This window comes from Halobacteriovorax sp. GFR8, from assembly GCF_050955245.1.
Lineage (GTDB): Bacteria > Bdellovibrionota > Bacteriovoracia > Bacteriovoracales > Bacteriovoracaceae > Halobacteriovorax_A.
Genome location: NZ_JBPBLR010000002.1, coordinates 1260157 through 1273251, shown reverse-complemented (window position 1 = coordinate 1273251; position 13095 = coordinate 1260157). Strand labels below are relative to the sequence as shown.

At 38.6% G+C, this 13095-nt stretch carries 5 protein-coding genes; 3 read left to right on the top strand and 2 right to left on the bottom strand.

What is annotated here, in order from left to right; genetic code table 11:
* Positions 1 to 3: 3 nt before the first annotated feature.
* Positions 4 to 1158, bottom strand: a complete 1155-nt coding sequence (locus ACRXC1_RS06575) for a DUF7453 family protein (protein WP_433657449.1) — start codon at positions 1156 to 1158, stop codon at positions 4 to 6.
* A 131-nt stretch (positions 1159 to 1289) separates the two neighbouring features.
* Between ACRXC1_RS06575 and ACRXC1_RS06570 the strand changes: the two genes are divergently transcribed.
* Together ACRXC1_RS06570 and ACRXC1_RS06565 are read left to right on the top strand one after the other, a co-directional pair.
* Positions 1290 to 3200, top strand: coding sequence for an ABC-F family ATP-binding cassette domain-containing protein (locus ACRXC1_RS06570; protein ID WP_433657447.1), 1911 nt, complete (start codon positions 1290 to 1292; stop codon positions 3198 to 3200).
* Positions 3201 to 3436: 236 nt separating this feature from the next.
* On the top strand, positions 3437 to 10216 hold the full coding sequence (locus tag ACRXC1_RS06565) for a tandem-95 repeat protein (protein WP_433657445.1): 6780 nt from the start codon (positions 3437 to 3439) through the stop codon (positions 10214 to 10216).
* On the opposite strand, the gene ACRXC1_RS06560 is transcribed toward ACRXC1_RS06565, so the two are convergent.
* The gene (locus ACRXC1_RS06560; protein ID WP_392907938.1) at positions 10213 to 11763 is read right to left on the bottom strand and encodes an NAD(P)/FAD-dependent oxidoreductase; all 1551 of its coding nucleotides are present in this window, start codon (positions 11761 to 11763) and stop codon (positions 10213 to 10215) included. The genes ACRXC1_RS06565 and ACRXC1_RS06560 overlap by 4 nt on opposite strands.
* A gap of 90 nt (positions 11764 to 11853) precedes the next feature.
* Between ACRXC1_RS06560 and ACRXC1_RS06555 the strand changes: the two genes are divergently transcribed.
* Positions 11854 to 13095: a CinA family nicotinamide mononucleotide deamidase-related protein gene (locus ACRXC1_RS06555; RefSeq protein WP_433657443.1), complete on the top strand. Its 1242-nt coding sequence runs from the start codon at positions 11854 to 11856 to the stop codon at positions 13093 to 13095.

The following is a 13095-nucleotide window of genomic DNA, read 5'->3' as shown; positions in this document are numbered from 1 at the left end:
TTCTTATAACTTTTTCTTTAATACCATTGTTGATAATTTTTGAGTTTTTGGATTAATTACATAAACAATAAATGCAACTGTACCATTGTCATTGATACGTGGAGCGTGAACAAATGGAGATGTCGTTGCATCAACAACCTCGTAATCAACACCATTAATAGAAAGTGCATCACCTTCACCAATTAGTTTTGACCACTGTCCGTTTGTATATGTAAAGATTGCAGCAACACCTGTTTTATCATATCCGCGGATAATAATGTCACCCTTATCATTCATAGCTGGAGCGAAGCCATCAAATTTAGAAATCGTCTCACCTAATGAAAGAATTGGTTTAATAATTCCATTTGTCGAAGCAAAGAGTTTTACTCCTTCATTTGTTTGCGCCCAAACTGCAATATCACCCTTCTTGTTTACAGTGTATTGATTTTGAATTGCTTTAATTTTTGATGACGGTTGTCCATCGCTATCTTGCATAACGATTTGACGACTACCTTTTTTAATATTGTAAAGGTAGAGACGATCCGGTTGGGATTCAGCAGTAGACTTCCCCATTCTAACTTTTGTTAGTACATAATTCCCTGCCGTTACAGGAGAGAAGATATAACCCATCTCTTTTGTAAAGCTAGTGAAAACATCTTTTTGGCCATCAAGGTTCTTGATCACAACTTTTGCTTTACTAGTTCCAAAAGAATGACGGTAAATTAAAGTGTCTTCGCTATTCATGGCCACACCTGAAACACCAGTATACATCCCTTCAAAGTTTTCATGCTCTAAACGCTTACCTGTTTCAAGGTTGATTGTGTAAATACCAGTGTGTTCGTAACCATTATTAGGAGCAAAAACAACATGATCTTGTCCTGTCGCTCCATCATTGAAAAGATAGAACTCACTAATGGCCTCGTCACCGTTTCCAGCAAAAAGCTTTACATTGTCACTTTGATCTCCACAAAGAATTCCATATTTAGAAATTCCATTATCTGCACCACTTAAAGAAAAACAAACCTTCCCAGAGTTCTCTAATCTTAGAGAAGTACTAATCCAAAAAGTTTGATCTGGAAGATTAAGGTTTAACTCACCACTACTTGCTAATAATTCGTAATTTGCTTGTGCATTTAGTAAGCCAAAAGCGGCCAATGCTATTTTAAATAAATTTCTCATAATATTTACCCCGAAATAAGTGAAAGTGTGTGTTATTAAAGGCATTATCATACCTAAGAGGCTTCATTTCGGCTAGAAAATGGACGAGAATTTTTTGGGCCAAATGGCTAAAAATAGGTTAGATTTGATCTATGTCGATCCTTTGTAACGTAAAAAACATCAATCTTGCCTTTGGGCAGAAAGTCATTTTTAATAACGCACAATTCTATATTGAGCATGGTGATAAAATTGGCCTCATTGGGCTAAATGGAATGGGAAAATCTTCGCTACTAAAAATTATTAACGAAGAGTTAGTACCAGATTCATCAACACCCCCATTTACATTTGAAAAGGCCACTAAAGCACAAGGCCCGACTCTCGAATTTAATGTTTTTAAAGTCGACCAAAATTTCACAATCCCAAATGACGATATCACTATTGCTGAATATTTTTATTTTCAATATCGTGATCTAAAAAAACTCAATGACGAATTACTTGCTCTAGACTTATCAACAGATAAAGGACTTGAGAGACAAAACGAAATCATGGAAGAGCTTGAGCATAAAAACTACTGGGAGCTCAAAAATAATTACGAAAGTTATATCAAATCATTTGGCCTTAATAATCTTCACGCAAAAGTAAAAGGCCTTTCAGGTGGAGAGCAGAAAAAGATTCAACTAAGTCTTGGATTAACGGCAAAAGAAAATCTCATTCTTTGGGATGAGCCAACAAACCACTTAGACTTTGAAACGATCGAACAATTTGAAGATGAGATTATGAAGTCGAATAAGACTCACGTAATCATCTCCCACGATAGATACTTGCTTTCAAAAGTGACGACAAAAATTTTTCATATCCATGCTGGAGTTGTTTCCCCTTTTAAGGGAACGTACGCTGAATACCTTGAGTTCACGGCAGCACAGGAAGAGCTAAGGATTAACTCTTTAACAAAGTTGAAGAACTCCCTACGCAGAGAGACTGCGTGGATGCGCCAAGGGATCAAGGCCCGTGGAACACGCTCAAAGAAGCGTGTTGAGAACTTTAACGACCTATCTAAAGCTGTTCAAAAATTAAAGGATCAGGCACGCAGTCAGCTTGATCTGGCCATGAATGATAGCAATCGAAAGACAAAGCAGCTTGTCCAATTCAAAGACGTTTCTTTTGGTTTTCAAAATCATGCCCCATTATTTGAAGGGCTCAATCTTTCAGTATTCAAAGGCGATAAAATTGGTGTTCTTGGAGAAAACGGGGTTGGTAAGTCAACTCTGATGAAATTAGTTGCTGAACGCCTCACAAACACAAGTGGAATAATCAAAAGGGCCGATGACTTAAAAGTTTGTCTATTTTCGCAAAAGAGAGATGAGTTTGATTTAACAAAATCTCCGTATGATCTACTCGGTGAAGGTGAAGATTTTATACATTTCAAAAATGGCCGCTCAATCCATGTAGCAAGTTATTTTCAAAACTTCCTCTTTGATCGCGGTGAACTCTATCGTCCTCTTTCAAGCTTTTCAGGTGGTGAGCTTAATCGACTTCAATTAGCGCTAAACTTGAAGAATGAGGCAGATATTTGGATCTTTGATGAACCAACAAACGACCTTGATATTGAGTCGATTGAAATCTTAGAACAAAAGCTCTCCGAGTTCCAAGGAACTGTCATTATCATTTCTCACGATAGATCGTTCTTAGAAAATATAACAAATCGTGTATGGCTAATTGAAAATCAATCTGTCACTAAGTTCTCAAGTGGTTTCACATTTGTCCGTCCTTACCTTGAGGCGCGTGAAATTGAAAAAAGTCTTGAGAAGCAGCAAAGCGAGGAAGAAGTTAGGCCACAAGCTGTTGAAGAAGTGAAAGTCGAGACAAAACCAAAGGTTGATACTGATAAAATTGAAGCCGAAATCATGGATATTGAAGATCAAATTGCTAAAATTGACGAACTACTTTCTCGTTTTGATTACTCAAATATGGATGATGAAAAGAACCAATTAATCGCAGGACTTAATCAAAAAAAGAGTGTTCTCAACGAAAAGATTGAAGAACTTTTTGAGTTATTATCTTAAATAGTTACCAACTGCCATATAAGCTTGGCTATTTCCTAGAGGAAATGGCCAGAATACCTACCTAAACTACTGAATTCTTTACTATTTCAATACTCTGTTATTATAAAAAATACTTAAAAAGTATGTAATATTTCCGATAAGAACTTGAAGAATAAAAGTGGTACGTAAACAGGATAGGAACAAGTTTGAAACTTAAGGCAATATCGGCCATCGCCATATTATCGCTGGTCTTACTATTGACGAATAAAAATTCAAATGACGAAAGTCTAGTTAGCTCTAACGACCTAAATCACACAAATTCTATTGAAGAAAATAAGCAAAAAAATCCCAAACGTACACCGGCCTCCACGTCAGTAAACTCAAAAAAGAAAATCTTCAGACCAAAGAATACTGCAGCTGTTAACAAGTCCGCAGATAACGATCATACGTCACCGGCCTATATTAACAATAATTACCCTAGTGACTCTACTCACTCGACAGGAGATCTTAATTCTAGTGATAGACCTGTAAACGTAACAGAAGACGCGACTCCAGCATACTCGGGTTCTAACTCCCCAAGCTCTTCTCATTTCTCCCCCCCTGAACCAACGAGAGATTTGAGTAGCAATAAAAATATTGGTCAAGAGTCAACGGCTTCATCGGGTTCAAGCTTTTATTACCAAACAACAGTACAATCACAAGAAGAGTCGACTTCAACGTCAGGCCAAAGTTCTAAGTCCTCATCTTCTTCTAAATCTGATCCATACATTCCTCCAACACCAAGACTACAGGGGTTTGTGCCACCATTAAATGGTGTTATTACACATACAAACTTCCTTTCTCGTCAATTTAGTGCCTATGCAGCAACGACTTGTCCTGATCCAAAAGTTGCAGTCTTTGATACAGTGACGATGTCAATATTAGAAGACAATCCAATAGATTTAGAGACTATTGAAACTTCGACACAATTTGAATTCAATATTAATGATCTTGATTTAGATTTAACGGCACCAGCTCGATACAAGATCAAGCTTCTAGGTTGTGATATCGAACTCGAAAAAATTGTCACTAGTTTCTATAAGAATCAAAATATTACAGCAGCTACAACAATACTTGCGCAACTTCCTGCAACTAGTGTTGATTTCTCTACAGATGCGAACTTCACTAAGAAATTAGAAGAAGCTGAAGAGGCCTTATCAAAATCTCTTGATGAGAATCTGACTAATCTTGAAGATGCCTATACACAAATTGAAAGTGATAGCGATATACAAAATACATTTAACGAACTAACTGATGGTGAAAGTCTTGAAGTCCTAAAAAGCTCGAAGCCAAAAATCAAGCAAATTATAACGCCAACTTTTATGGATGAGGGTGTTTCCGCTTCATACTCAGCGCTTGCAGATCACTGGGATTCGACTTATCAAATTGCCTACGAATGGTTTGTTGATGGTGTATCGACAGGTACAGGAAATGCTTGGAGCTACACTCCTCCATCAAATACTCTACCAAAGGCAACAATCACACTTAAAGTTGGTAAAAAACAAAGTGCTAATGACCGCGTTGATACAAACTTCCCTTTTCATGAAAAGAGTTATGAAATTGATATTAATCAAGTGAATGACGCTCCTACCTTGGTAACACCACAAACAATTAGTGCAACAGAAGATTCAAACTTAGATTTTAGTTTAACGGAAGGTGTTGACCCAGACTCATTCTCGCTAACTTATTCAATTGAAACGCAACCAACTAATGGGTCTCTAAACTGTAGTGCTGGTACTACTAGTTGTACATATACTCCAAATCTTAATTTCACAGGCATTGATAGCTTTACATATAAAGCAAATGATTCCGAGCTTGATTCAAATATTGCTACCGTTAACATTAATGTAGCAAATATAAATGATAGGCCAACAATTGCAGCAAATGAAACTTTTAGCGTGGCAGAGGACACAGTTTTAAACTTCAACCTCACTGACTCAAGTGATATAGACAATACTAGTGCTGAGTTAAGCTATAAATTAATCACGCCCCCTTCAAATGGGACCCTATCAAATTGTTTCACAACAGGTACTTATACTTCGGACTTAAGTTGTACTTATACACCAAGTGCAAACTATAACGGAACAGATACATTTACCTATATCGTAAATGATGGCCAATACGATTCAATTGGCCAAGCAACAGTGACAATAAATACAACAGCAGTAAATGATGCTCCAACACTTTCTTCAACACAGACACTTACAACAGCAGAAGATACTCTTCTTGCATTCACTCTAAATACAGGAAGTGATATTGAAGCAGATACACTGTCTTATCTCGTGGTTTCCACAACTTCAAATGGAGTTTTAACATGTACAGGAGGCACTTCAAGAGATTGTCAGTACATGCCTTCAGCGAACTTCAATGGCGTTGATACTTTCACATATAAAGTAAACGATGGAAGCCTTGATTCAAATATCGCGACCGTTACAATTACGGTTTCTTCAGAAAACGATGCGCCACTAATCGGAAGTAATCAGAGTGAAACAACAAATGAAGATACTCTTGTAAGTTTCACGCTAAATAGTGCGACAGATATTGATGTACCAGCACAAACACTTCAATACAAACTTATTACAGCTCCAACTAATGGTACTCTTTCAAACTGTATTACAAGTGGAAGCTACACAACAGATATTACTTGTGACTATACTCCGAATTTAAACTTTAATGGAACAGATACATTTACATATCGAGCTAATGACACGCTAGCAGACTCTCCAACAGAGGCAACTGTTACAATTACTATTGCCGCAGTAAATGATGCCCCAGAACTGGCCGCCACACAAAGTGTTTTAACAACAGAAGACACTCCTGTTAGTTTTGACTTAAACGCGGCAACAGATATTGAAAACGATGCCCTTACTTATACAATAGTTTCAACAACTGCTAGCGGTACACTTGTCTGCGATGAAGGAAGTTCAAGAGCATGTACTTATACTCCAAGCGTAAATTTTAACGGTCAAACTAGTTTTACATATAAAGCAAGTGATGCGGGCCTTGATTCTAACACAGCAACAGTAACAATTGATGTAACTGCTATTAATGATGCACCTGTGATGGCCTCAAACCAGAGTTTTTCAACTGATGACAACACACCACTAAGTATTACACTATCAAATGCAACGGATGTTGATGGAGATAGCTTAACTTATAAGATTACATCGATGCCGACAAACGGAACTCTAACGAATTGTATAACAACAGGAAGTTACGGGACAGATCTAACTTGTACATATACTTCTAATGTAAACTATAATGGTACAGATACTTTCTCATTTATCGCCAATGACTCAACAACAGATGCCCTTAGTTCAGCGACTGTCACAATCACAGTAGCTGACAAGACTCCTTCAGCATCACCTACTATAGCTCTGAGCTCTGCTCTTTATACGAATTCTACGAATACTAATCTTACAGTTAGCTCATGCAGTGATATAAGCTTTGTCCTAATTAATGAAGGAACTAGGCCAGCTCCAGCAGATAGCTCTTGGCAATCTTGTTCAACGGCAGCTTCGGCCATTACATATACATTGGCCAATACAAATCAAGGACTCCATACTCTTAAGGCATGGTCTAAAGATGCAAATGGCAACGTATCGACAACATCAACAGACATCTCTGTTTACTATGATACGGTGGCCCCTACAATTTCGCTTTCGACAATTGCTAATCAAGCAGGCTCAAATGGAATAACACTTTCATGGGATGTTACAGAAGATAATATTTCAGCTGCACAAACACATACAATCGACTATTGGAATGGTAGTGCTTGGGTAAATATAACTTCGACACTTAATGCAAGCGTCGGTCCATTATCAAATACAACCTTCACACAAGCATGGACAGTACCTGCCCTAGATATTGAAGACGCTAAAATAAGAATCTCTCTTAGCGACCTAGCTGGAAATACTAACACAGTAGAATCGAATACATTCTGGATTGATTCGACATCGCCACAAATTGCCCACGACACCTTTACATCATATGGACAAAGTTCAACTAAAACATTTTCATGGACATTAACTGAAAAGCATATTGATGCTGGTGCAAATGACTTCACTCTAAGATTCTTTGATGGAAATTCTTGGCAAAACCTAACGGCCGTAGCAGCGGTAACAAGTGAAAATATTTCAAAAAGCTACTCCACTGATATTACCTTAGGTAGCGAGGCCAATAATGCAGTCTTTGAAGTAAGCTTTACAGATGCAGCAGGACATAGCACGACTGTACAGAAATCTTTTGTTATCGATGGGACTGCTCCAACGATTTCATCGATTTCATTAAATGGTGGAGCAACAACTACTGGAAATAATAATGTACAAGTCGATCTCACTGCAGCTGATTCCGCTTCAGATATCACATATATCTGTCTTAAATATGATGATACAACTCAGCCGGCAAGTATTAGTGATGAATGCTTTACAACTCTACCAGAGGCAAAAAGAGCAAAAAACCTAACAATTACGAGTGCAGATAATATTTATGTAAGAATTGGTTTTGTAACTAATAGCTATAGTGTTTATGCATGGGCAGCGGATGCTGCTGGAAATATTTCGTCAAATACTCAGGTAGCTGGTGTTGATAAAGAGTCGATTAATTATATGCCGGGTACGCCACCTGAAATTTTTAATATTAGTGCAACAAATACAAATACACCGAGTTCACCTGCAACGCTAACACAGCTCCAGGCGCCAAAAGATAGCGATGTCTACGTCAAATGGAAGGCCCTTGATAACGAAGGACTCGCAACTAACCCGATTAGTATTTACTACTCATATATGGATGGGACAGAAGAAAAATACGCGCTACTACTTGATAATATTGCTAACGCGCAAGGAAGTGGTTGTACGATTTCGGCCCAAGAAACAGGCTGTATCAAGCTTACGGCCCTATCACCTACAGATGCTGTTTATAAAATTAGAGTTGTGGCACTTGATAGCGATGGTAGTGAAACCTTTATGACTTCGGCGCCTCTTAATGAGTCTAACTTTAGAATTATTGCAGGAAGTACAGAAAAAGGTGTTGGTGGAAGTGGTCGTTCAGTTATTTTTAAAGATGGAAACTCAACTTACGAAATAGACCAGTTCTCTACAGCTGTAACTGACCGTGGTGATATTTTCTACCGTGACCTTGATGCAGGCCTATTATGGGTTGACCCTGCCACAGGTATTATTAAAGAGCTATTACCTACAACAGGTACACCAAGTGGAGATGGCGGACCAATTGAAAATGCGACTATTGGTTTTGCTAGTGCCATTACACTTGACTACAACAATGGACTTCTAATTGTCGATAAGGGAAGTATTAGACGTATTGATATGAATACGACCCCTTGGCAAATATCGACTCTAATCGGAGGAGGAGCAAGTTCAAATCCAGGAACTAGTTTTGCACCAAGTGCAATCGACATTGCAAGCTTTCATCGATTTCTAGGTACACTTATCCCGTTACCAAATGGTGATCTCTACTTTAGAAGCACTTCAAGTAATACTGATCGAAATTGGTTTCACTTCGACGCAAGTGAAAATATCGTTAATCGTATACAAATCGACGGCGTTGGGATCTATTCTGATGAGACCTATAGCTGGTCAGGTAGAAGTGTTACAAATATGGCCATTGCATTTAATGCTGTAAACTCAGCACTTGAACACATGCATGTGACAGTTCACAAGCCAGTAACAGGAAATACTCATTATCGAGTGGCAAGACTAGATTATGCCTCAGGAACACCAACAACAACTTATAATGCAATTGCCCCTTATGATATCTATACAGGATATCGTTCTATCTATAAAACAGGCCTTGATGGAAAAATCTATTTTGATTATAACCACGGCCGAAACCTCATGCTCTATGATCACGTCACTAATACGTACTCAAGAGTACTAGGAACAGACTCGACATCAAGTACACCGTGTGCAGATGGTACTGCCGCCACATCATGTCCAATTGACCTTCAAGGTTATTTTGTGAACCAACAAGGAAAGATCTATTTTAATGATCATGGGCTTATTAGAACTTTAGATGACAGTGGTAATATCGTTACTCTGGCCGGTCAATTCTCATCTTCGGGAGATGGAGAAAGTGCCCTTTCAGCTCGTATATCAGCTTCATGGCAAATTGATTGGGGTAAAGATAACGGCCTAGACAACACTATTGTTGTTGGGGATTATGTTTCCGGTACATATCGTGAGTTCACAATTGGCGGAACCATCGAAACTGTTGTTGGTGGCTACTCAGCTCGATCTTACAGCTTTTCAGTTGATCGAACAACGGGAGATATTTTTGATGATGTAGGCTCAGGTGTTAATCGCTACAGCAGAACAACATTAACAAATACTCGCGTTATTGGAAGTGGTGCCACTTGGTATTTTGATGCAGGATCTGATGGCCTAGTTGGAACAGATATTAAATTTGATTGGTATAATGAGCAAATTCTTGGAGTGGCAAATGGCCAGCTTATGCTTCACAAGTCACGATATAATGGCACAACAACATCAGATGCATTTATTAAACTATATGACATGAATGATAGTTATCGTCAGTCACATTTTTCAGGGATGCCTAGTACAGAGCGAGGAAGTTTCTATAGTGCTGGAACGCCTCTAGCAACATCTCGCGTACCAACTTATGGTGGAATGGTAAATTCACACTATGACTCAACACTAGGTTGGATGTTTAAGCAAACAAGCTCTGCACGAGTCATGGTTAAAGGTGGCGATGGAAATATTGTTGACTATACAATGCTACCAAGAACGACTAACGGCTTCACTCACGTACGCCACAATTCAAAGGAATACTACTATTACTGTGCAAGTAATAAACTTTGGCAGTATAATTTTACGGATGATATTGAAACTGAATTAAGTTGGGATGCACAAGTTGATTGCTATTCATCACAGAGAAAAATTCTCTACAACCCAACTAATCATTCTGTTCACTTCTTAGTAGTTCAAAATGGCCTATTTGCAGTTGCAGAGTATTTTCTTTAGATATTTTTTTCTTTACGAATCATGGCCATGGCAACTTTAACACCATCGACGGCCGCAGATGTAATTCCACCAGCGTAACCAGCACCCTCACCACATGGATATAAACCCTTGTGAGATTCTGATTCAAATGTTGCACGACTTCTTTTTATTGTCACAGGCGCAGAAGTGCGTGTTTCAGGAGCAAGAAGAAGAGCATCGTTATTAACAAAGCCTTTCATCTTCTTATCAAAAGACTCTAAGCCTTCACGAAGGCCTTGAGCAATAAATTCAGGCAAGATCGTTGTTAAATTATGAGAGAAGATTCCAGAAGGACAAGAAGTCTTTGGAAGATCTTTTGATACTCTCCCATCAAGGAAGTCTTGGACTCTTTGAGAAGGAATTTCTTTTCCACTCGCATTTGCAACAGAAGCCTCATAGGCCTTCTTTTCAATATCACGTTGAAAGTAGTGGCCATTTAAAACATCATCTAGCCCAAAGTCCTTACCAGCGTTAACAGAGACAACAAGTGCCGAGTTTGACCACGGCGAGTTTCTAGCAAAGTTACTCATTCCGTTTACAACAATACCATCAGCATCTGTTCCTGAAGACAGAACATAGCCACCAGGACACATACAAAAAGAATATGTTCCTTTATCTACTTCTTTATTATGATAAGTAAGTTTGTAGCGAGCGGCCCCAAGATCTTCTTGAACAAAGCGGCCATATTGAAGGAAATCAACTTGCGAACGACGGTGCTCAATACGCACACCAACAGCAAAGTCCTTTGCCTCCATCGCAACTTCTTTATCTTTCAAATGATAGTAAATCTCTTTTGCTGAGTGACCTGTAGCGAGAACAACATTATTAGTCTCCAGAATTCTACCGTCACTAAGCTTTACACCTGCAACTTTCTTATCTTCTTCAAAGAGAACTTCATCAACTTTTACATTGTAGTGAATCTCACAGCCCTTATCTTTAAGATGATCAGTAATTTTCTTAATTAGGCCACGAATCTTATTTGACCCCAAGTGTGGATTAGAAACATAGGCCGTCTCAGGAGGTGCACCAAAGTCAACAAAACGATTCATTACATATTGGACGTAAGGAGACTTAATACGTGTAATTAGCTTCCCATCAGAAAATAGCCCTGCACCACCTTCTCCAAAACACACGTTATTATCATCATCAAATTCATTATAACGCCAAAAACGAGCGATATGCTTCATTCGATTATGAGCACGATCTCCCCTTTCGATAATAACTGACTTTATCCCATATTCAGCTAAGCGAAGAGCACAAAAAAGCCCCGCTGGCCCTGCACCAATAATGACAGGCGTCTGTGAAAAGTTATCGAGAAAATTGAATTGTTCACGGTAGGCCGCAAACTCTTCTCCAGGATAAATAATTTCTACTTTATAATTATAAATCGGCTTCTTACCGCGATTAGCGCCACGAGCATCAAGGGCCTTGTTATGGATTCGATAATCCGCAAAACCAGGAAAGTTCTTATTTAGATAAAACTCTAGGTCTTGATCGTAGTCTAATTTAAAATTTGTAATTTTACTCATTCGTACTCTTTCTTTCTATAAATGATAAAGTTATGTGTTAAAATAATCAGCGTATATTATAACCTATGCTTCCTAAATTAAAGGATTAACATGGCCAAAATTTCCCAAATAATCATTGGTGACGAGCTTCTAAACGCAAAAATTAATGATCTTAACTTGCAAATACTTGCAAAAGAGATCGCTCCACTTGGATTTGACTTCAAAAAGTGCACGGTACTAGGTGACAAATTTGATCAAGTAACTCAAGAAATCAAAACCCAGGCCGCTGAAAACGACTTTCTTATCATTACTGGTGGGCTTGGGCCAACAAAAGATGACTTAACAAAATCCATTGTGGCAAATAGCCTTGGGGTTGAACTTGTGGAAAACCTTGATGCAGAGAATATAGCGATTAAGCAATACGAGGCATTTGGTAGAACATTTTCACGTGAATCAAGCAATTATCATATGCTACCAAAGAATACTTCTCCAATATACAATCCATCTGGACTCGCTCCAGGAATACATGCAAAACTTGGGGACTGTGAAATCTTTTGTACTCCAGGTGTACCAAGGGAATGTGAGTCCATGATTCGAGACAGTATTGTTCCAATGCTTAAGGATCGTGCAAAAAGTGGCCACGAGTTATTCGTTTGCCGAACACACAGCATCCCAGAAGAAACTATCTTCTTTAAGCTTTGCCCAAACCTTTGGGAAGATCTAGAACAATTTGGAAAAGTAAGCTCTCTTCCAATTGTATCAGGTGTTGATATTACGATTAACCTAAAACCAGAATTTCAAAATGAAGAGTCTCGTCAAAAGATTCGCAACATCATTGAAGCAACTGAAATTAAAAACAATATTTGGACTTACGGTCTTCGCTCAATTGAAGAAGTGATTGTTGAAGAAGCAAAAGCAAAAGGACTAACAATTGGCTTTGCTGAAAGTTGTACAGGTGGGCTTGCGAGCTCAACGATCACAAATGTTTCAGGATCGTCATCAGTCTTTCTAGGTGGCGTTGTTAGTTACGCCAACTCAGTGAAAGAAAATATTATTCACGTCAAACAAGAAACTCTAAGAAGTCATGGTGCCGTAAGTATTGAGACAGCATCAGAGATGGCCCAAGGTTCAAGAGAAGCTCTAGGTGTTGATATTGCCGTTTCATATACTGGAATCGCAGGACCTGGAGGAGCAACACCAGGCAAACCAGTTGGTACTGTTTGCATCGGTGTGGCCACAAAAGAAGGTGTTTCAGCTGAAAGATTTGAATTTCGTGGAGACCGAATGCGTTTGAAAAATAAATTCTGCCAGCAGGGTTTAATCTTACTGCTTGCGAAGGTACGCGACCTTTAA